Source organism: Pseudomonas sp. Pseusp3 (assembly GCF_047304225.1).
Classification (GTDB): domain Bacteria; phylum Pseudomonadota; class Gammaproteobacteria; order Pseudomonadales; family Pseudomonadaceae; genus Aquipseudomonas; species Aquipseudomonas fluorescens_CD.
On sequence record NZ_JBGLYV010000049.1, the window covers coordinates 1 to 20,341 of the forward strand.

General features: G+C 55.8%; 16 protein-coding genes, 4 tRNA genes and 2 rRNA genes. All 22 read left to right on the forward strand.

Annotated features, from left to right (window positions below; translation table 11 throughout):
- Window positions 1-189 (forward strand): 23S ribosomal RNA (locus ACCD00_RS17560); the annotation flags it as partial.
- Window positions 190-345: 156 nt separating this feature from the next.
- Window positions 346-461 (forward strand): 5S ribosomal RNA (gene rrf, locus ACCD00_RS17565).
- A 136-nt stretch (window positions 462-597) separates the two neighbouring features.
- A complete protein-coding gene (gene birA, locus ACCD00_RS17570) occupies window positions 598-1,557 on the forward strand; it encodes a bifunctional biotin--[acetyl-CoA-carboxylase] ligase/biotin operon repressor BirA (RefSeq protein ID WP_413426416.1) in 960 nt (319 codons plus the stop codon).
- Window positions 1,547-2,296, forward strand: coding sequence for a pantothenate kinase (locus ACCD00_RS17575; RefSeq protein WP_413426418.1), 750 nt, complete (start codon window positions 1,547-1,549; stop codon window positions 2,294-2,296). Before birA ends, ACCD00_RS17575 begins: the two co-directional genes overlap by 11 nt.
- Window positions 2,297-2,303: 7 nt before the next feature.
- On the forward strand, window positions 2,304-2,744 hold the full coding sequence (locus ACCD00_RS17580) for a hypothetical protein (protein WP_413426420.1): 441 nt from the start codon (window positions 2,304-2,306) through the stop codon (window positions 2,742-2,744).
- Between the two features lie 143 nt (window positions 2,745-2,887).
- Window positions 2,888-2,972: transfer RNA gene (locus ACCD00_RS17585), tRNA-Tyr, on the forward strand.
- A 24-nt stretch (window positions 2,973-2,996) separates the two neighbouring features.
- Window positions 2,997-3,070, forward strand: a tRNA-Gly gene (locus ACCD00_RS17590).
- Between the two features lie 26 nt (window positions 3,071-3,096).
- Window positions 3,097-3,172: transfer RNA gene (locus tag ACCD00_RS17595), tRNA-Thr, on the forward strand.
- Between the two features lie 172 nt (window positions 3,173-3,344).
- Window positions 3,345-3,420: transfer RNA gene (locus ACCD00_RS17600), tRNA-Trp, on the forward strand.
- A gap of 45 nt (window positions 3,421-3,465) precedes the next feature.
- Window positions 3,466-3,834, forward strand: a complete 369-nt coding sequence (gene secE, locus ACCD00_RS17605) for a preprotein translocase subunit SecE (protein ID WP_413426422.1) — start codon at window positions 3,466-3,468, stop codon at window positions 3,832-3,834.
- Between the two features lie 9 nt (window positions 3,835-3,843).
- A complete protein-coding gene (gene nusG, locus ACCD00_RS17610; protein WP_007984405.1) occupies window positions 3,844-4,377 on the forward strand; it encodes a transcription termination/antitermination protein NusG in 534 nt (177 codons plus the stop codon).
- Between the two features lie 117 nt (window positions 4,378-4,494).
- Window positions 4,495-4,926 (forward strand): 50S ribosomal protein L11, encoded by a 432-nt coding sequence (gene rplK / locus ACCD00_RS17615; RefSeq protein ID WP_007933726.1) that lies wholly within the window; start codon window positions 4,495-4,497, stop codon window positions 4,924-4,926.
- Entirely contained in the window at window positions 4,926-5,621 is a 696-nt protein-coding gene (rplA, locus tag ACCD00_RS17620) for a 50S ribosomal protein L1 (RefSeq protein ID WP_003186095.1), read from the forward strand. Before rplK ends, rplA begins: the two co-directional genes overlap by 1 nt.
- Window positions 5,622-5,819: 198 nt before the next feature.
- Window positions 5,820-6,320, forward strand: coding sequence for a 50S ribosomal protein L10 (gene rplJ / locus ACCD00_RS17625; RefSeq protein WP_007970413.1), 501 nt, complete (start codon window positions 5,820-5,822; stop codon window positions 6,318-6,320).
- A 75-nt stretch (window positions 6,321-6,395) separates the two neighbouring features.
- Window positions 6,396-6,761 (forward strand): 50S ribosomal protein L7/L12, encoded by a 366-nt coding sequence (rplL, locus tag ACCD00_RS17630; protein ID WP_007970414.1) that lies wholly within the window; start codon window positions 6,396-6,398, stop codon window positions 6,759-6,761.
- Between the two features lie 220 nt (window positions 6,762-6,981).
- Window positions 6,982-11,055, forward strand: coding sequence for a DNA-directed RNA polymerase subunit beta (rpoB, locus tag ACCD00_RS17635; RefSeq protein ID WP_008018199.1), 4,074 nt, complete (start codon window positions 6,982-6,984; stop codon window positions 11,053-11,055).
- Window positions 11,056-11,119: 64 nt separating this feature from the next.
- Window positions 11,120-15,319, forward strand: coding sequence for a DNA-directed RNA polymerase subunit beta' (gene rpoC, locus ACCD00_RS17640; RefSeq protein ID WP_057400628.1), 4,200 nt, complete (start codon window positions 11,120-11,122; stop codon window positions 15,317-15,319).
- A gap of 216 nt (window positions 15,320-15,535) precedes the next feature.
- Window positions 15,536-15,907, forward strand: a complete 372-nt coding sequence (rpsL, locus tag ACCD00_RS17645; protein WP_003186084.1) for a 30S ribosomal protein S12 — start codon at window positions 15,536-15,538, stop codon at window positions 15,905-15,907.
- 108 nt (window positions 15,908-16,015) lie between these two features.
- On the forward strand, window positions 16,016-16,489 hold the full coding sequence (gene rpsG, locus ACCD00_RS17650) for a 30S ribosomal protein S7 (protein WP_007970418.1): 474 nt from the start codon (window positions 16,016-16,018) through the stop codon (window positions 16,487-16,489).
- Between the two features lie 30 nt (window positions 16,490-16,519).
- Window positions 16,520-18,625, forward strand: a complete 2,106-nt coding sequence (gene fusA / locus ACCD00_RS17655; protein WP_007970420.1) for an elongation factor G — start codon at window positions 16,520-16,522, stop codon at window positions 18,623-18,625.
- Between the two features lie 30 nt (window positions 18,626-18,655).
- A complete protein-coding gene (gene tuf / locus ACCD00_RS17660) occupies window positions 18,656-19,849 on the forward strand; it encodes an elongation factor Tu (protein WP_008018195.1) in 1,194 nt (397 codons plus the stop codon).
- Window positions 19,850-20,007: 158 nt separating this feature from the next.
- Window positions 20,008-20,319, forward strand: a complete 312-nt coding sequence (gene rpsJ / locus ACCD00_RS17665; RefSeq protein WP_003186070.1) for a 30S ribosomal protein S10 — start codon at window positions 20,008-20,010, stop codon at window positions 20,317-20,319.
- The last annotated feature ends 22 nt before the right edge of the window (window positions 20,320-20,341 follow it).

A 20,341-nucleotide genomic window follows, 5' to 3' on the forward strand; every position in this document is an offset into this window, starting at 1 on the left:
CGGGTAGCTATGTTCGGAAAAGATAACCGCTGAAAGCATCTAAGCGGGAAACTTGCCTCAAGATGAGATCTCACTGGGACCTTGAGTCCCCTGAAGGGCCGTCGAAGACTACGACGTTGATAGGTTGGGTGTGTAAGCGCTGTGAGGCGTTGAGCTAACCAATACTAATTGCCCGTGAGGCTTGACCATATAACACCCAAGCAATTTGACTACTCGAAAGAGCATCAGATTGCGGTGTGTGAAGACGAAAGAACCGAAAGTTCGACGCTCACAAAACACCGATTTCCATCACATACCCAATTTGCTGAAGCGAGGCCAGCCGGTCACGACTCAGTACCCGAATTTCTTGACGACCATAGAGCGTTGGAACCACCTGATCCCATCCCGAACTCAGCAGTGAAACGATGCATCGCCGATGGTAGTGTGGGGTTTCCCCATGTGAGAGTAGGTCATCGTCAAGATTAAATTCCGAAACCCCTATCTGCGTACGCAGGTAGGGGTTTTGTTTTTGTCTGGGGGAAATCCGTAACGCCGGGTTTCTATGCAAGTGCTCGGGGCGTGGCTATCATGCGGGCCTCATTGTGAGGCGAGACTTGCATGCTGACGTTGTTAGAGCTTCTTAAAGATGGCCGATTCCATTCGGGTCAGGCACTGGGTGCTGCCTTGGGCATCAGTCGCAGTGCGGTATGGAAGCAGCTCCAGCATTTGGAGGCTGAGCTGGGTCTTGCCATTCATAAAGTCAGGGGGCGGGGCTATCAATTGGCGACGCCGCTGACATTGCTTGATCCTGCCGAGATCGGGAGACTTGCGCCTTCTTGTGACTGGCCTGTCCTGGTCTTCGATTCCATCGACTCCACCAATGCCGAGGCACTGCGTGCTATCGAGCGGCTTCAGGCTGCGCCTTTCCTGGTGCTGGCTGAGCGGCAGACTGCCGGGCGCGGGCGGCGTGGGCGCAAGTGGGCGAGTCCTTTCGCGGAAAACGTCTATTACAGCCTGGTACTGCGTATCGACGGTGGAATGCGTCAGCTCGAAGGTTTGAGTCTTGTTGTCGGGCTTGCCGTCCTGCAGGCCTTGCGCGAGCTTGGTGTCCCTGGGGTGGGGTTGAAATGGCCGAATGATGTCCTGGTCGGCCAGAAGAAAATTGCCGGGATATTGCTCGAGCTGGTCGGCGATCCTGCTGATGTGTGTCACGTGGTGCTGGGTGTGGGGATAAACGTGAACATGCAGATGACCGATGAGGTGGACCAGCAGTGGACGTCCATGCGTCTGGAGTCGGGTAGGATGTTTGATCGCAATCACCTGGTGGCAACGCTTGGAGTGATGCTGCAGAGATACCTGGTGCGTCATCGGGCTGGTGGGTTTTCGGCGGTCCAGGCGGAGTGGGAGCAAAATCATCTGTGGCAAGGGCGTGCAGTCTCATTGATTGCGGGCGTTAACCAGATAGATGGCGAAGTGCTGGGTATTGATAGTCAGGGCGCCTTGCGCTTGAAGGTGGATGGTGTGGAAAAAGTCTTCAGTGGTGGCGAGCTGAGTCTGAGGTTGCGTCATGATTCTTGAGCTCGACTGTGGCAACAGTTTTATCAAGTGGCGCGTGCTCGATGCGAATGCCCGGCTGGTGGTGGGGGAAGGGGTTGTCGATTCTGACCTCGCGTTGCTCGCGGACTTGAAGGCGCTCCAGGGGCTTGCTCTCAAGCATTGCCGATTGGTCAGTGTAAGGACTGTCGAAGAAACCGGGATGTTGATCGCCCTGTTGAAGGAGTCCTTCGATGTGTCGGTCGTCAGTGCGTCGCCCGCGCGGGAAATGTCCGGAGTCCGTAACGGCTATGAGGAGTTCGAGAAGCTGGGCCTCGATCGTTGGCTGGCCTTGCTTGGCGGATTCCATTTGGCGGGCGGTGCGTGCCTTGTGCTTGATTTCGGTACAGCCGTGACCGCGGACTTCGTTGCTGAGGATGGAGGGCATCTCGGTGGGTTCATATGTCCAGGGATGCCGTTGATGCGCAATCAGCTGCGCACGCATACCCGCAAGATTCGTTACGGTGATCTTGCTGCCGAGCGTGCTCTGGAGAGCCTCGACCCTGGTCGCACAACCGTTGAGGCTGTCGAGCGCGGTTGCCTGTTGATGCTTCAGGGGTTTGTGCTGACTCAGCTTGAGTTGGCTCGTAGCCATTGGGGTGAGGATTTCGCTGTTTTCCTCACGGGTGGTGATGCCGCCCTGGTGTCCGGGATAGTGCCCGAGGCCAGGGTGGTTCCGGATCTGGTGTTTGTCGGCTTGGCTATGGCGTGCCCTTTGTCCTGAGGTCTTTATGCGTTGGTTGTTTCTGCTGCTGCTTGTTCTCAATGTGTTTTATTACATCTGGCATCAACAGGAGGCTCCTCTGCGCGCGAAGGATGTAACGCCCTTGAGTCTGTATCGTGGGTCTCAGCAGGATATCCGTCTGTTGAGCGAGGCGGGGGAGGCGGCCAAGGACAAGGGCAAGGCAGCCCAGCCGGATTCCGGCTGCCTTTATCTGGGCGGTTTTACCCGTCAGGACGTGGCCCAGGGGCTTGAGCGCAGATTGACTGGTATGGATGTCAAGTTTCAGGCGTTGCCCCGGGGTGGCTCCGAAACTACCGGTTATTGGCTGCGTGTGGCCCCGGAAAGCCGGCGCTGGCTGGACGATCTTCAGCTGATAAACCTTTCTAAAGAATTCAATGAGTTAAAACATAAAATAATGCCGTGCGAGGGGGTTGCACCCATCGAATAGTTTGCATAGAATGGCGCCCGCTCCACAGCGAACACCGGAAACGGTTAACGGTGTGAAGCGAGGTCAACGCAGCTAAGCTCAGGTTTTTAATGAGAAAAATGCTTGACAGAAGGCTGGCATGATGTAGAATGCCGGCTCGCTTAGGAGGGGTTCCCGAGCGGCCAAAGGGATCAGACTGTAAATCTGACGTCTACGACTTCGAAGGTTCGAATCCTTCCCCCTCCACCATTTTTAGCGAGAGCTGTAAGCCTCGCGGGTATAGTTTAGTGGTAGAACCTCAGCCTTCCAAGCTGATGATGCGGGTTCGATTCCCGCTACCCGCTCCAAGTTTACAGGTTTTGCACAGCGTTACGCTCTTGTAGCTCAGTTGGTAGAGCACACCCTTGGTAAGGGTGAGGTCAGCGGTTCAAATCCGCTCAAGAGCTCCATATAACAAGGCAGATATGAAAATATCTGCCTTTGTTTTAAGTGGTTCATGTTGCCTTTGGTTGTTTGTAGCGGTGGTTGGGCCATCGCTGCGGATGTCGTAACTAGGGTTGCAGAGTAAATTGTTGTAAAGTCTCCTTCGGGCCGGCATAATGGTCGGCCTGATTTTGTTTTAGGTCAGTAGCTCAATTGGCAGAGCGACGGTCTCCAAAACCGTAGGTTGGGGGTTCGATTCCCTCCTGACCTGCCAGATTCACTTGGTGTGTCTGGCTTTCTTTTCACAGGATCTTCATAGATGACTCCTAAAGCTGAAGCTCAAGGCTCTCGCTTCGATCTCCTCAAGTGGCTGGTAGTAGTCGCTCTGGTGATTGTTGGCGTTGTTGGAAATCAGTATTTCTCTGTTTCGCCGATCCTGTACCGTGTACTCGCATTGCTCGCCATTGCTGCTGTAGCTGCCTTTGTAGGCCTGCAGACCGCGAAGGGCAAGTCTTTCTTTGTACTGGTTAAGGAAGCTCGCACCGAGATTCGTAAAGTCGTGTGGCCAACTCGCCAAGAAACCACGCAGACCACCCTGATTGTGGTGGCTGTTGTTCTGGTTATGGCGTTGCTGTTGTGGGGGCTTGATTCCCTGCTCGGTTGGCTTGTTTCCTTGATCGTCGGCTAAGGGTGTCCCGTGGCTAAGCGTTGGTATGTTGTGCATGCTTACTCCGGTTACGAGAAGCATGTAATGCGCTCGCTGATCGAGCGCGTAAAGCTGGCCGGTATGGAAGATGGCTTCGGCGAGATTCTGGTTCCCACTGAAGAAGTGGTTGAAATGCGCAATGGCCAGAAGCGCAAAAGCGAACGCAAATTCTTCCCTGGCTACGTGCTGGTGCAGATGGATATGAACGAGGGTACCTGGCACTTGGTCAAGGATACTCCTCGGGTGATGGGTTTTATCGGCGGTACCGCCGACAAGCCTGCACCGATCACCGACAAAGAGGCAGAAGCGATTCTGCGCCGCGTTGCTGATGGTAGCGACAAGCCGAAGCCGAAGACACTGTTCGAGCCGGGCGAATCGGTACGAGTCAACGACGGCCCGTTCGCGGACTTTACCGGTGTTGTTGAAGAAGTTAACTACGAAAAGAGCCGGATCCAGGTCGCGGTGCTCATTTTCGGTCGCTCTACTCCGGTGGAGCTCGAGTTCAGTCAGGTCGAAAAGGTCTAACTGAGCAAAAATCCCAACCCCGCAGCCGTAGGCTGTGGGGTTTTGTCGTCACTGGGATAAACGCGCAAGTAACCGGGGAGCCTCTCGAGGCGTTCGAACCCGTAATTGGAGTGCCTCATGGCCAAGAAGATTACCGCTTACATCAAGCTGCAAGTGAAGGCCGCTCAGGCTAACCCAAGCCCACCTGTTGGTCCTGCTCTGGGTCAGCACGGCGTGAACATCATGGAATTCTGCAAGGCTTTCAACGCCCGTACTCAGGGTCTTGAGCCAGGTCTGCCGACTCCAGTGATCATCACTGTCTACAGCGACCGTAGCTTCACTTTCGAAACCAAATCCACCCCTGCTTCGGTTCTGCTGAAGAAGGCGGCCGGTCTGACCAGCGGTTCCGCTCGTCCGAACACCGTTAAGGTTGGCACTGTGACTCGTGCTCAGCTGGAAGAAATCGCGAAAACCAAAAACGCGGATCTGACTGCAGCTGATATGGAAGCAGCCGTGCGTACTATCGCCGGTTCTGCTCGTAGCATGGGCCTTAACGTGGAGGGTGTGTAATGGCTAAGCTGACCAAGCGTCAAAAGGCTATCGCCGGCAAAATCGAAGCAGGCAAGGCCTACAACTTTGTAGACGCCGCTGCTCTGCTGGCCGAGCTGTCGACTGTCAAGTTCAGCGAGTCGTTCGACGTAGCTGTAAACCTGGGTGTTGACCCGCGTAAATCCGACCAGGTCGTTCGTAGCGCTACTGTGCTGCCACACGGCACTGGCAAGACTGTTCGCGTTGCTGTGTTCACTCAGGGTCCAGCTGCTGAAGCCGCTCTGGCTGCCGGCGCTGACCGCGTAGGTATGGATGACCTGGCTGCCGAAATGAAAGGCGGCGACCTGAACTATGACGTAGTGATTGCATCCCCGGATGCAATGCGCGTTGTGGGTCAGTTGGGTCAGATCCTCGGTCCACGTGGCCTGATGCCTAACCCTAAAGTCGGCACCGTAACCCCAGACGTAGCTACCGCGGTTAAAAACGCCAAGGCTGGTCAGGTTCGTTATCGCACCGACAAAAACGGCATCATCCACACTTCCGTTGGCAAGATCGGCTTCGACGCCGTCAAGCTGAAGGAAAACGTTGAAGCCCTGATCGCTGATCTGAAGCGTATCAAGCCAGCTTCCTCGAAAGGCATTTACGTCAAGCGCGTTACCCTGAGCACCACTATGGGCCCAGGTCTGGTCATCGACCAAAGCTCGCTCGACGCGTAAGACACAGATTGGCGCAAGCGATTGCGCCAATTGAAAAATTGGGGTCCCTGCCTGGCGGGGGCTATCCAAGACCGTAGGCGACGCGAGTCTTAAACCACAAGCCTACGCAGATGGTGCTCCCGGTTCCTTACCGAATCAGACACCAAAACGACATCCGGTTTCGACCAGATGAAACGGTAACAAGCAGGAGTTAAACCCGTGGCAATTAAACTCGAAGACAAGAAGGCCATCGTCGCTGAAGTCAACGAGGCTGCCAAAGTCGCTCTGTCCGCTGTCGTGGCTGATGCCCGTGGCGTAACAGTAGGCGCGATGACCGGACTCCGTAAAGAGGCTCGTGAAGCTGGCGTTTACGTACGTGTCGTACGTAACACCCTGCTCAAGCGCGCTGTTGCTGACACTGAATTCAGTGTCCTCAACGACGTGTTCACCGGCCCTACCCTGATTGCGTTCTCCAAGGAACATCCAGGCGCTGCTGCCCGGATCTTCAAGGAATTCGCAAAGGGTCAGGACAAGTTCGAGATCAAGGCAGCTGCGTTCGAGGGCAAGTTCCTCGCAGCTAACCAAATCGACGTACTGGCAACTCTGCCGACCCGTGACGAAGCAATTTCTCAGCTGATGAGCGTGATTCAAGGCGCTACCAGCAAATTGGCTCGTACTCTGGCGGCAATTCGCGACCAGAAAGAAGCTGCTGCAGCCTAAGGCTCGTCAACTTCTCGCGTTTTTTGTTTTTTTCGATGGTCGCGTAGGCCGTCCCCAATATCAGGAATTAGATTCATGTCTATCTCTCAGAACGATATCCTTGAAGCAGTTGGCAACATGTCCGTAATGGAAGTTGTTGAGCTGATCAAAGCTTTCGAAGAAAAATTCGGTGTTACCGCTGCTGCTGCATCGGCTGGTCCAGCTGTTGCTGCTGCCGTTGCTGAAGAGCAAACCGAATTCAACGTCATGCTGACCGAAGCTGGCGAGAAGAAAGTTAACGTGATCAAGGCTGTACGTGAACTGACCGGTCTGGGCTTGAAAGAAGCCAAGGCTGTAGTTGACGGCGCACCTGCCATGGTTCTGGAAGCTGTTGCCAAAGACGCAGCTGACAAAGCCAAAGCAGCTCTGGAAGAAGCAGGCGCTAAAGTCGAGCTGAAGTAAGCATCGACTTTGCTCCTCCAGCCCGAGCGTTAAGCGACAGGCTGATGGCTGGTGGCTCTTGCCACCGGCCTTTTTCCGTTATTGGCAGCCGACTGGGTCGGTGCCGATAGCGTGCTGTAACCACCCGATGCGGTGGCGCAAACCATGGGGTTTGCACGATTTTCTGGCTGCTCCCGTCGGGAGGGGCCAAACAAGCAGGTGACCAAGCTGGGGAACGCTGATGGCTTACTCATATACTGAGAAAAAACGTATCCGCAAGGACTTTAGCAAGTTGCCGGACGTCATGGATGTGCCGTACCTCCTGGCCATCCAGCTGGATTCGTATCGTGAATTCTTGCAAGCGGGAGCGACTAAAGATCAGTTCCGCGACGTGGGCCTGCATGCGGCCTTCAAATCCGTTTTCCCGATCATCAGCTACTCCGGCAATGCTGCGCTGGAGTACGTCGGATATCGTCTGGGCGAACCGGCATTTGATGTCAAAGAATGCGTATTGCGCGGTGTAACTTACGCCGTACCTTTGCGGGTAAAAGTGCGCCTGATCATTTTCGACAAAGAATCGTCGAACAAAGCGATCAAGGACATCAAAGAGCAAGAAGTCTACATGGGTGAAATCCCCCTGATGACTGAAAACGGTACCTTCGTAATCAACGGTACCGAGCGTGTAATCGTTTCCCAGCTGCACCGTTCCCCGGGCGTGTTCTTCGACCACGACCGTGGCAAGACGCACAGCTCCGGCAAACTGCTGTACTCCGCGCGCATCATTCCTTACCGCGGTTCGTGGCTGGACTTCGAGTTCGACCCGAAGGACTGCGTATTCGTGCGTATCGACCGTCGTCGCAAGCTGCCTGCCTCGGTACTGCTGCGCGCGCTGGGCTATACCACTGAAGAAGTGCTGGACGCGTTCTATACCACCAACGTATTCCACGTGAAGGGCGAGACCCTGAGCCTGGAGCTGGTGCCTCAGCGCCTGCGCGGTGAAATCGCTGTCCTCGATATTCAGGATGACAAAGGCAAGGTTATTGTCGAGCAAGGTCGTCGTATCACCGCTCGCCACATCAACCAGCTGGAAAAAGCCGGGATCAAAGAGCTGGATGTGCCTCTGGACTACGTCCTGGGTCGCACAACCGCCAAGGTCATCGTGCATCCGGCAACCGGCGAAATCCTGGCAGAGTGCAACACCGAGCTGAACACCGAGATCCTGGCGAAAATCGCCAAGGCCGGCGTTGTTCGCATCGAAACTCTGTACACCAACGATATCGACTGCGGTCCGTTCGTCTCCGACACCTTGAAGATCGACTCCACCAGCAACCAACTGGAAGCGCTGGTCGAGATCTATCGCATGATGCGTCCTGGCGAGCCGCCAACCAAAGACGCTGCCGAGACCCTGTTCAACAACCTGTTCTTCAGCCCTGAGCGCTATGACCTTTCTGCGGTCGGCCGGATGAAGTTCAACCGTCGTATCGGTCGTACCGAGATCGAAGGTTCGGGCGTGCTGTGCAAGGAAGACATCGTCGCGGTACTGAAGACCCTGGTCGACATCCGTAACGGTAAAGGCATCGTCGATGACATCGACCACCTGGGTAACCGTCGTGTTCGCTGCGTAGGCGAAATGGCCGAGAACCAGTTCCGCGTTGGCCTGGTACGTGTTGAGCGTGCGGTCAAAGAGCGTCTGTCGATGGCTGAAAGCGAAGGCCTGATGCCGCAAGACCTGATCAACGCCAAGCCAGTGGCTGCGGCGGTGAAAGAGTTCTTCGGTTCCAGCCAGCTGTCCCAGTTCATGGACCAGAACAACCCGCTGTCCGAGATCACCCACAAGCGTCGTGTTTCTGCACTCGGCCCTGGTGGTTTGACTCGTGAGCGTGCCGGCTTTGAAGTTCGTGACGTACACCCGACCCACTACGGTCGTGTTTGCCCGATCGAAACGCCGGAAGGTCCGAACATCGGTCTGATCAACTCCCTGGCTGCCTATGCGCGCACCAACCAGTACGGCTTCCTGGAAAGCCCGTACCGCGTGGTGAAAGACGCTCTGGTCACCGACGAGATCGTGTTCCTGTCCGCCATCGAAGAAGCCGATCACGTGATCGCTCAGGCTTCGGCCACGATGAACGACAAGAAAGTCCTGATCGACGAGCTGGTAGCTGTTCGTCACCTGAACGAATTCACCGTCAAGGCGCCGGAAGACGTCACCTTGATGGACGTTTCGCCGAAGCAGGTAGTTTCGGTCGCTGCGTCGCTGATTCCGTTCCTCGAGCACGACGACGCCAACCGTGCGTTGATGGGTTCGAACATGCAGCGTCAAGCTGTACCAACCCTGCGTGCCGACAAGCCGCTGGTAGGTACCGGCATGGAGCGTAACGTAGCCCGTGACTCCGGCGTTTGCGTCGTGGCTCGTCGTGGCGGCGTGATCGACTCCGTCGACGCCAGCCGTATCGTGGTTCGTGTTGCCGATGACGAAGTTGAAACCGGTGAAGCCGGTGTCGACATCTACAACCTGACCAAATACACCCGCTCCAACCAGAACACCTGCATCAACCAGCGTCCGCTGGTGCGTAAGGGTGATCGGGTTCAGCGTAGCGACATCATGGCCGACGGCCCGTCCACCGACATGGGTGAACTGGCACTGGGTCAGAACATGCGCATCGCGTTCATGGCATGGAACGGCTTCAACTTCGAAGACTCCATCTGCCTGTCCGAGCGTGTGGTTCAGGAAGACCGCTTCACCACGATCCACATCCAGGAACTGACCTGTGTGGCGCGTGACACCAAGCTTGGCCCAGAGGAAATCACTGCCGACATCCCTAACGTGGGTGAAGCGGCGCTGAACAAGCTGGACGAAGCCGGTATCGTTTACGTAGGTGCTGAAGTTGGCGCAGGCGACATCCTGGTCGGTAAGGTCACTCCGAAAGGCGAGACCCAACTGACTCCGGAAGAAAAACTGCTGCGTGCGATCTTCGGTGAAAAAGCCAGCGACGTTAAAGACACCTCCCTGCGTGTACCTACCGGTACCAAAGGTACTGTCATCGACGTACAGGTCTTCACCCGCGACGGCGTTGAGCGTGATGCTCGTGCCCTGTCGATCGAGAAGTCCCAGCTGGACGAGATCCGCAAGGACCTGAACGAAGAGTTCCGTATCGTTGAAGGTGCTACTTTCGAACGTCTGCGCTCCGCTCTGGTCGGCCACAAAGCCGAAGGCGGTGCCGGTCTGAAGAAAGGCCAGGACATCACCGACGAAGTTCTCGACGGTCTTGAGCACGGCCAGTGGTTCAAACTGCGCATGGCTGAAGATGCCCTGAACGAGCAGCTCGAGAAGGCTCAGGCCTACATCGTTGATCGTCGCCGTCTGCTGGACGACAAGTTCGAAGACAAGAAGCGCAAACTGCAGCAGGGCGATGACCTGGCTCCAGGCGTGCTGAAAATCGTCAAGGTTTACCTGGCAATCCGTCGTCGCATCCAGCCGGGCGACAAGATGGCCGGTCGTCACGGTAACAAGGGTGTGGTCTCCGTGATCATGCCGGTTGAAGACATGCCGCACGATGCCAATGGCACCCCGGTCGACGTTGTCCTCAACCCGTTGGGCGTACCTTCGCGTATGAACGTCGGTCAGATCCTTGAAACCCACCTGGGCCTCGCGGCCAAAGGTTTGGGCGAGAAGATCAACCGCATGGTTGAAGAGCAGCGCAAGGTTGCCGAGCTGCGTAAGTTCCTGCACGAGATCTATAACGAGATCGGCGGTCGTCAGGAAAGCCTCGATGACTTCTCGGACCAGGAAATCCTGGATCTGGCTCAAAACCTGCGTGGCGGCGTTCCAATGGCCACTCCAGTGTTCGACGGCGCCAAGGAAAGCGAAATCAAGGCCATGCTGAAACTGGCAGACCTGCCAGAAAGCGGCCAGATGCAGCTGACTGACGGCCGTACCGGCAACAAGTTCGAGCGCCCGGTTACCGTTGGCTACATGTACATGCTGAAGCTGAACCACTTGGTAGACGACAAGATGCACGCTCGTTCTACCGGTTCGTACAGCCTGGTTACCCAGCAGCCGCTGGGTGGTAAGGCGCAGTTCGGTGGTCAGCGTTTCGGGGAGATGGAGGTCTGGGCACTGGAAGCATACGGTGCTGCTTACACTCTGCAAGAAATGCTCACAGTGAAGTCGGACGATGTGAACGGCCGGACCAAGATGTACAAAAACATCGTGGACGGCGATCACCGTATGGAGCCGGGCATGCCCGAGTCCTTCAACGTGTTGATCAAGGAAATTCGTTCCCTCGGCATCGATATCGATCTGGAAACCGAATAACACGTGACGCGAATCGAGAGCGGGGCAGGATTGCCCGCTCTCTGCTCCGCCAGGAGGAAAGGCCTTGAAAGACCTACTGAATTTGCTGAAAAACCAGGGTCAAGTCGAAGAGTTCGACGCCATCCGTATCGGATTGGCATCGCCTGAGATGATCCGTTCGTGGTCGTTCGGTGAAGTTAAAAAGCCGGAAACCATCAACTACCGTACGTTCAAGCCTGAGCGTGACGGCCTGTTCTGCGCCAAGATCTTTGGCCCGGTAAAGGATTACGAGTGCCTGTGCGGTAAGTACAAGCGCTTGAAGCACCGTGGCGTAATCTGCGAGAAGTGCGGCGTTGAAGTCGCGCTGGCAAAAGTTCGTCGTGAGCGCATGGCTCACATCGAACTGGCCTCGCCGGTTGCTCACATCTGGTTCCTGAAATCGCTGCCGTCCCGTATCGGCTTGCTGATGGACATGACCCTGCGTGATATCGAGCGCGTTCTCTACTTCGAGAGCTACGTCGTTATCGATCCAGGCATGACCACCCTTGAAAAAGGTCAGCTGCTGAACGATGAGCAGTACTTCGAAGCGCTGGAAGAGTTCGGCGACGATTTCGATGCCCGCATGGGTGCCGAAGCTGTCCGCGAACTGCTGCACGCTATCGACCTGGAGCACGAGATTGGCCGTTTGCGTGAAGAGATTCCGCAAACCAACTCCGAAACCAAGATCAAGAAGCTGTCCAAGCGTCTGAAGTTGATGGAAGCCTTCCAGGGTTCCGGCAACCTGCCAGAGTGGATGGTGCTGACCGTTCTGCCGGTTCTGCCGCCAGATCTGCGTCCACTGGTCCCGCTGGATGGCGGTCGCTTCGCGACTTCCGACCTCAACGATCTGTATCGTCGAGTGATCAACCGTAACAACCGTTTGAAGCGCCTGCTGGATCTGTCCGCTCCGGACATCATCGTGCGCAACGAAAAGCGTATGTTGCAGGAAGCCGTCGACGCATTGCTCGACAACGGTCGTCGTGGCCGCGCTATCACCGGTTCCAACAAGCGTCCTCTGAAATCCCTGGCTGACATGATCAAGGGTAAGCAGGGTCGTTTCCGTCAGAACTTGCTCGGTAAGCGTGTTGACTACTCCGGCCGTTCGGTAATTACCGTAGGTCCGACCCTGCGTCTGCACCAGTGCGGTCTGCCGAAGAAAATGGCTCTCGAGCTGTTCAAGCCGTTCATTTTCGGCAAGCTGGAAATGCGTGGTCTCGCTACCACCATCAAGGCTGCCAAGAAGATGGTCGAGCGCGAACTGCCAGAGGTTTGGGACGTTCTCGCTGAAGTGATTCGCGAACACCCGGTTCTTCTCAACCGTGCACCGACCCTTCACCGTCTGGGCATCCAGGCGTTTGAACCGGTACTGATCGAAGGCAAGGCTATCCAGCTGCACCCTCTGGTCTGCGCCGCGTACAACGCCGACTTCGACGGCGACCAAATGGCCGTGCACGTACCGCTGACGCTGGAAGCCCAGCTGGAAGCGCGTGCGTTGATGATGTCGACCAACAACATTCTGTCGCCAGCCAACGGTGAGCCAATCATCGTTCCGTCGCAGGACGTTGTATTGGGTCTGTACTACATGACTCGTGAAGCGATCAACGCCAAGGGCGAAGGTCGTGTGTTCGCGGATCTGCAGGAAGTTGACCGTGTGTTCCGTGCCGGCGAAGCCGCACTGCACGCCAAGGTTAAAGTCCGGATCAACGAAACCGTCAACGACCGTGACGGCGGCAGCGTGACCAACACCCGTATCGTCGACACCACTGTCGGCCGTGCGCTGTTGTTCCAGGTTGTGCCAAAAGGTCTGTCGTACGACGTCGTCAACCTGCCGATGAAGAAAAAGGCGATCTCCAAGCTGATCAACCAGTGCTACCGCGTGGTTGGTCTGAAAGAGACCGTGATCTTCGCTGACCAGTTGATGTACACCGGTTTTGCCTATTCGACCATTTCCGGCGTATCCATCGGTGTTAACGACTTCGTTATCCCGGATGAAAAAGCCCGCATCATCGGTGCAGCCACCGACGAAGTGAAAGAGATCGAAAGTCAGTACGCCTCCGGCCTGGTAACCCAGGGCGAGAAGTACAACAAAGTGATCGACCTTTGGTCCAAGGCGAACGACGAAGTTTCCAAGGCGATGATGGCCAACCTCTCGAAAGAGAAAGTCATCGACCGTCATGGCGTCGAAGTCGACCAAGAGTCTTTCAACTCGATGTACATGATGGCCGACTCGGGTGCGCGGGGTTCCGCAGCACAGATTCGTCAGCTGGCCGGTATGCGTGGCCTGATGGCCAAGCCGGACGGTTCCATCATTGAAACGCCGATTACTGCGAACTTCCGTGAAGGTCTGAGCGTACTCCAGTACTTCATCTCCACTCACGGTGCTCGTAAAGGTCTGGCGGATACCGCGTTGAAAACCGCTAACTCCGGTTACCTGACTCGTCGTCTGGTAGACGTGGCGCAGGATCTGGTTGTAACCGAGATCGATTGCGGCACCGAACACGGTCTGCTGATGACTCCGCACATTGAAGGCGGTGACGTTGTAGAGCCGTTGGGTGAGCGCGTATTGGGTCGTGTTATCGCCCGTGACGTATTCAAGCCAGGTACCGAGGACGTCATCGTTCCTGCCGGCACCCTGGTAGACGAGAAGTGGGTCGAGTTCATCGAGCTGAACAGCATCGACGAAGTGATCGTGCGTTCGCCGATCAGCTGCGAAACCCGCTACGGCATTTGCGCCAAGTGCTACGGCCGCGATCTGGCTCGTGGTCACCAGGTGAACATCGGTGAAGCGGTCGGCGTTATCGCTGCCCAGTCCATCGGTGAGCCGGGTACCCAGCTGACGATGCGTACGTTCCACATCGGTGGTGCGGCAAGCCGGACCTCCGCAGCCGACAGCGTTCAGGTGAAGAATGGCGGTACCGTCCGTCTGCACAACCTGAAGCACGTAGAGCGCGTGGATGGTCACCTGGTTGCTGTGTCCCGTTCCGGTGAGCTGGCCATCGCTGATGACTTCGGTCGTGAGCGTGAGCGTTACAAGCTGCCGTACGGTGCTGTGATCTCGGTTAAAGAAGGTGACAAGGTCGACGCTGGCGCAATCGTGGCCAAGTGGGATCCGCACACTCACCCGATCGTTACCGAAATGAAAGGTACCGTGACCTACGTGGGCATGGAAGAAGGCATCACGATCAAGCGTCAGACTGACGAATTGACCGGTATGACCAACATTGAAGTACTCGACGCCAAAGATCGTCCAGCTGCCGGCAAGGACATCCGTCCAGCCGTGAAGATGGTCGACGACAACGGCAAGGATCTGTTGCTGCCAGGCACTGACGTTATCGCTCAGTACTTCCTGCCAGCCAACGCCCTGGTCGGTGTAGCGGACGGTGCGAAGATCGCGATCGGTGATGTTATCGCTCGTATCCCGCAAGAAACTTCGAAAACCCGTGACATCACCGGTGGTCTGCCGCGTGTTGCCGACCTGTTCGAAGCCCGTCGTCCGAAAGAAGCGTCGATTCTGGCTGAAGTCAGCGGCACCATCGCGTTCGGTAAAGAGACCAAAGGCAAGCGCCGTCTGGTCATTACCCCGAACGACGGTAGCGATCCGTACGAAGAGCTGATTCCGAAGTGGCGTCACCTGAACGTGTTCGAAGGCGAACAGGTAAACCGCGGCGAAGTTATCTCCGACGGTCCGAGCGATCCACACGACATCCTGCGTCTGCTGGGTGTGAGTGCGCTGGCGAAGTACATTGTTAACGAGATCCAGGACGTTTACCGTCTGCAAGGCGTGAAGATCAACGACAAGCACATCGAGACCATCCTGCGTCAGATGCTGCGTAAAGTTGAAATCGCTGAATCCGGCGATTCCAGTTTCATCAAGGGCGACCAGATGGAATTGACTCACGTTCTGGTAGAGAACGAGCGTTTGAGCGGCGAAGACAAGTTCGTCTCCAAGTTCACTCGCGTTCTGCTGGGTATCACCAAGGCGTCGTTGTCCACCGAATCGTTCATCTCGGCGGCTTCCTTCCAGGAAACCACTCGCGTACTGACCGAAGCGGCGGTAACCGGCAAGCGCGATTACCTGCGCGGCCTGAAAGAAAACGTTGTCGTGGGTCGTCTGATCCCGGCTGGTACCGGTCTGGCTTATCACAGCGAGCGTAAGCGCCGCCGTGATGCAGACAAGCCGTTGCGCGTAAGCGCCAGTGAAGTGGAAGCTGCACTGACCGAAGCGCTGAACTTGAGCGGTAACTGAGTTCTGCGGTAAATGAGTGTGAGGCCCTGGTCGCTCCGTTCATCGAATCGAGACAAATTGTCGAGATTGGATGAGCGGGGAGGGCGGGGCCTTGCCTTGACTGGGGACAAGATCCTCTTTAGACTCTTGTACCCCTAAATTTGGCGGGAACTCGTTCCTGCCATTTTGCTTTTCTTGCAAGACAATAGCGTCGCAAGACAACAGTGGAGCTAGTAGATGGCAACTATCAACCAGCTGGTACGTCAGCCGCGTAAGCGTATCGTCGAGAAATCCGACGTGCCTGCGCTGCAGAACTGCCCGCAACGCCGTGGCGTGTGCACCCGTGTGTACACCACCACGCCGAAAAAACCTAACTCGGCACTGCGTAAAGTATGCCGTGTGCGCCTGACCAACGGTTTCGAGGTTTCCTCGTACATCGGTGGTGAAGGTCACAACCTGCAAGAGCACAGCGTGGTACTGATCCGCGGCGGTCGTGTAAAAGACTTGCCAGGTGTTCGTTACCACACCGTTCGCGGTTCGTTGGATACTTCCGGTGTTAAAGGTCGTAACCAGGGTCGTTCGAAGTACGGTACCAAGCGTCCGAAGTAATCGGTCGTTTTGCAGTTTTTAATTTTATTGAGTCGATAAGAGTAAGGTCGGGCACGTATCCACAGGATCTGTCCCGGGCTAACCTGAAGACCGTTTGAGGGCTTATCAATGCCAAGACGTCGCGTAGCAGCCAAGCGTGAGATTCTGGACGATCCGAAATACGGAAGCCAAATCCTCGCCAAATTCATGAACCACGTAATGGAAAGCGGCAAGAAAGCCGTTGCCGAGCGTATCGTTTATGGTGCCCTGGATACCGTGAAGGCTCGTAAGGCCGGCACCGATCCCCTGGAACTCTTCGAAAAAGCACTCGACGCCATCGCTCCGCTGGTCGAAGTGAAGTCGCGCCGCGTTGGTGGTGCTACTTACCAGGTTCCGGTCGAGGTTCGTCCTTCCCGTCGTAACGCTCTGGCAATGCGCTGGCTGGTAGACTTCGCCCGTAAGCGTGGCGAGAAGTCCATGGCTCTGCGTTTGGCTGGCGAACTGTTGGACGCCGCCGAAGGTAAAGGTGCTGCAGTTAAGAAGCGTGAAGACGTGCACCGTATGGCTGAAGCCAACAAGGCTTTCTCGCACTACCGCTTCTAATTCTAGCGTCACTCATTTTGCGAGGGCTTTATGGCTCGTACTACACCGATTAATCGCTACCGTAACATCGGTATCGTTGCTCACGTGGATGCTGGTAAAACCACCACCACCGAGCGCGTCCTTTTTTACACTGGCAAAAGCCACAAGATGGGCGAAGTGCATGACGGCGCTGCGACCACTGACTGGATGGTTCAGGAGCAGGAGCGTGGTATTACCATTACTTCTGCTGCCATTACCGCCTTCTGGCAGGGTTCCGCCAAGCAGCACAAGGACCAGTACCGCTTCAACGTCATCGATACCCCGGGCCACGTAGACTTCACTATTGAAGTTGAGCGTTCCCTGCGTGTACTCGACGGCGCGGTCGTTGTGTTCTGCGGCACTTCCGGCGTTGAGCCTCAGTCCGAAACCGTATGGCGTCAAGCCAACAAGTACGGTGTTCCACGTATCGTTTACGTGAACAAGATGGACCGTGCCGGTGCGAACTTCCTGCGTGTGATCGCTCAGATCAAGCAGCGTCTGGGTCACACTCCGGTGCCGATCCAGTTGGCTATCGGTTCCGAAGACAACTTCCAGGGTCAGATCGATCTGATGACCATGGAAGCGGTTTACTGGAACGATGCTGACAAGGGCATGACTCCACGTCGCGAAGCTATCCCTGCTGAACTGCAGGAACTGGCTGAAGAGTGGCGCAACAACATGGTAGAGGCTGCGGCCGAAGCCAGCGAAGAGCTGATGAACAAGTACCTCGAAGGCGAAGAGCTCTCCATCGAGGAAATCAAGGGCGCTCTGCGTCAGCGTACTATCGCTGGTGAGATCGTTCTGGCTGTTTGCGGTTCTTCCTTCAAGAACAAGGGTGTTCCCCTGGTTCTCGACGCCGTTATCGACTACCTGCCGGCTCCGACCGACATTCCTGCCATCAAGGGTACTGACCCGGATGACGAGGAAAAGCAAATGGAGCGTCATGCAGACGACAACGAGCCGTTCTCGGCTCTGGCGTTCAAGATCGCTACCGACCCATTCGTGGGTACCTTGACCTTCGTCCGCGTTTACTCGGGCGTGTTGGCCTCCGGCGACGGCGTGATCAACTCGGTCAAAGGCAAGAAAGAGCGCGTGGGTCGTATGGTGCAAATGCACGCAAACGCCCGTGAAGAGATCAAGGAAGTGCGCGCTGGTGACATCGCGGCCCTGATCGGCATGAAGGACGTCACCACTGGTGAAACCTTGTGCAACGCTGACAAGCCAATCATCCTGGTTCGCATGGACTTCCCGGAGCCGGTTATCTCGGTTGCCGTAGAGCCTAAGACCAAGGATGACCAGGAAAAAATGGGTATCGCTCTGGGCAAACTTGCTCAGGAAGACCCGTCTTTCCGCGTCAAGACTGATGAAGAGACTGGTCAAACGATCATCTCCGGCATGGGCGAGCTGCACCTGGACATCCTGGTTGACCGGATGCGCCGTGAGTTCAACGTCGAAGCCAACATCGGTAAGCCTCAGGTTTCGTATCGTGAGCGCATCACGAAGAACTGCGAAATCGAAGGCAAGTTCGTTCGTCAGTCCGGCGGTCGTGGCCAGTTCGGTCATTGCTGGATTCGCTTTGCTCCTGCTGACGAAGGTCAGGAAGGTCTGCAATTCCTGAACGAAGTAGTGGGTGGTGTGGTTCCTAAGGAATACATCCCGGCTATCCAGAAGGGTATCGAAGAGCAGATGAAGAACGGCGTTGTTGCCGGCTATCCGCTGATCGGCCTGAAGGCTACCGTGTTTGATGGTTCTTACCACGACGTCGACTCGAACGAGATGGCGTTTAAGGTGGCTGCTTCCATGGCGACCAAGCAACTGGCCCAGAAGGGCGGCGGTGAGTTGCTTGAGCCGATCATGGCGGTAGAGGTTGTTACGCCTGAAGACTATATGGGTGACGTGATGGGCGACCTTAACCGTCGTCGCGGCATGATCTTGGGTATGGAAGACACGGTCTCCGGTAAAGTAATTCGTGCCGAAGTTCCGCTGGGCGAGATGTTCGGTTATGCGACCGACGTTCGTTCCATGTCCCAGGGTCGCGCAAGCTACTCTATGGAATTCAAAAAATACAATACGGCTCCGTCGCACATCGTCGAAACCGTTACCAAAAAACAAGGCTGATTCAGTCCTTTAGGCAAGGAGTTAATTGTCGTGGCTAAAGAAAAATTTGATCGTTCCCTACCGCACGTCAACGTTGGCACCATCGGTCACGTTGACCACGGTAAAACCACTCTGACCGCAGCTCTGACTCGCGTCTGCTCCGAAGTTTTCGGTTCGGCCGTAGTTGAATTCGATAAAATCGACAGCGCGCCAGAAGAAAAAGCTCGCGGTATCACCATCAACACCGCGCACGTCGAGTACAACTCGAACATTCGTCACTACGCTCACGTTGACTGCCCAGGTCACGCTGACTACGTGAAGAACATGATCACCGGTGCTGCCCAGATGGACGGCGCGATCCTGGTTTGCTCGGCCGCTGATGGTCCGATGCCACAAACCCGTGAGCACATCCTGCTGTCCCGTCAGGTAGGCGTTCCGTACATCGTGGTCTTCCTGAACAAGGCTGACCTGGTAGACGACGCTGAGCTGCTGGAACTGGTTGAGATGGAAGTTCGCGACCTGCTGTCCACCTACGACTTCCCAGGCGACGACACTCCGATCATCATCGGTTCGGCTCGTATGGCTCTGGAAGGCAAAGACGATAACGAAATGGGCACCAGCGCTGTTCGCAAGCTGGTTGAAACTCTGGATACCTACATCCCAGAGCCAGAGCGTGCTATCGACAAGCCATTCCTGATGCCAATCGAAGACGTATTCTCGATCTCGGGTCGTGGTACTGTTGTGACTGGTCGTATCGAGCGCGGTATCGTTCGCGTTCAAGATGCACTGGAAATCGTTGGTCTGCGTGACACCACCACCACCACCTGCACCGGTGTTGAAATGTTCCGCAAGCTGCTCGACGAAGGTCGTGCTGGCGAGAACTGCGGCGTTCTGCTGCGTGGTACCAAGCGTGACGACGTTGAGCGTGGCCAGGTTCTGGTTAAGCCAGGTTCGGTTAAGCCGCACACCAAGTTCACCGCAGAAGTTTACGTTCTGAGCAAGGAAGAAGGCGGCCGTCACACTCCGTTCTTCAAAGGCTACCGTCCACAGTTCTACTTCCGTACTACTGACGTGACTGGTAACTGCGAGCTGCCAGAAGGCGTTGAAATGGTAATGCCAGGTGACAACATTCAGATGACTGTTACCCTGATCAAAACCATCGCGATGGAAGACGGTCTGCGTTTCGCTATCCGTGAAGGCGGTCGTACCGTCGGCGCTGGCGTCGTAGCCAAAATCATCGAGTAAGCTTCTCTTTTGAGATAGCTTCGATGCTTTGAAAAAGCCCCCGCTCAGCGGGGGCTTTTTTATTGGGTTGACACCTATCTGGGGCGTCTATAGAATTGCGCCTCCTTTTAACGGGCGTATTGCGCCCGGTGGGAATAGCAGCCGGAGTCTGAAATCCAATGCAAAATCAGCAAATCCGTATCAGGTTGAAGGCTTTCGACCATCGCCTGATCGACCAATCCACCCAGGAAATCGTGGAAACCGCGAAACGTACTGGTGCTCAAGTGCGTGGTCCAATTCCACTGCCTACCCGTAAAGAGCGGTTCACCGTTCTGGTCTCCCCGCACGTCAACAAAGACGCGCGTGACCAGTACGAGATCCGTACTCATAAGCGCGTTCTGGACATCGTCCAGCCAACGGATAAAACCGTTGATGCTCTTATGAAGCTTGATCTTGCGGCCGGTGTGGAAGTGCAGATCAGCCTCGGCTAAGACTCGGTCTTAGTCGTGTAAC

Excerpts from the sequence above, each read along its gene's own strand:
- rplK (WP_007933726.1), top strand. The coding sequence starts at position 4,495 with ATGGCCAAGAAGATTACCGCTTACATCAAGCTGCAAGTGAAGGCCGCT.
- rplA (WP_003186095.1), top strand. The coding sequence starts at position 4,926 with ATGGCTAAGCTGACCAAGCGTCAAAAGGCTATCGCCGGCAAAATCGAA.
- fusA (WP_007970420.1), top strand. The coding sequence starts at position 16,520 with ATGGCTCGTACTACACCGATTAATCGCTACCGTAACATCGGTATCGTT.
- rpsL (WP_003186084.1), top strand. The coding sequence starts at position 15,536 with ATGGCAACTATCAACCAGCTGGTACGTCAGCCGCGTAAGCGTATCGTC.
- rplL (WP_007970414.1), top strand. The coding sequence starts at position 6,396 with ATGTCTATCTCTCAGAACGATATCCTTGAAGCAGTTGGCAACATGTCC.
- birA (WP_413426416.1), top strand. The coding sequence starts at position 598 with ATGCTGACGTTGTTAGAGCTTCTTAAAGATGGCCGATTCCATTCGGGT.
- ACCD00_RS17580 (WP_413426420.1), top strand. The coding sequence starts at position 2,304 with ATGCGTTGGTTGTTTCTGCTGCTGCTTGTTCTCAATGTGTTTTATTAC.
- rpoB (WP_008018199.1), top strand. The coding sequence starts at position 6,982 with ATGGCTTACTCATATACTGAGAAAAAACGTATCCGCAAGGACTTTAGC.
- rpsJ (WP_003186070.1), top strand. The coding sequence starts at position 20,008 with ATGCAAAATCAGCAAATCCGTATCAGGTTGAAGGCTTTCGACCATCGC.
- ACCD00_RS17575 (WP_413426418.1), top strand. The coding sequence starts at position 1,547 with ATGATTCTTGAGCTCGACTGTGGCAACAGTTTTATCAAGTGGCGCGTG.
- rpsG (WP_007970418.1), top strand. The coding sequence starts at position 16,016 with ATGCCAAGACGTCGCGTAGCAGCCAAGCGTGAGATTCTGGACGATCCG.
- secE (WP_413426422.1), top strand. The coding sequence starts at position 3,466 with ATGACTCCTAAAGCTGAAGCTCAAGGCTCTCGCTTCGATCTCCTCAAG.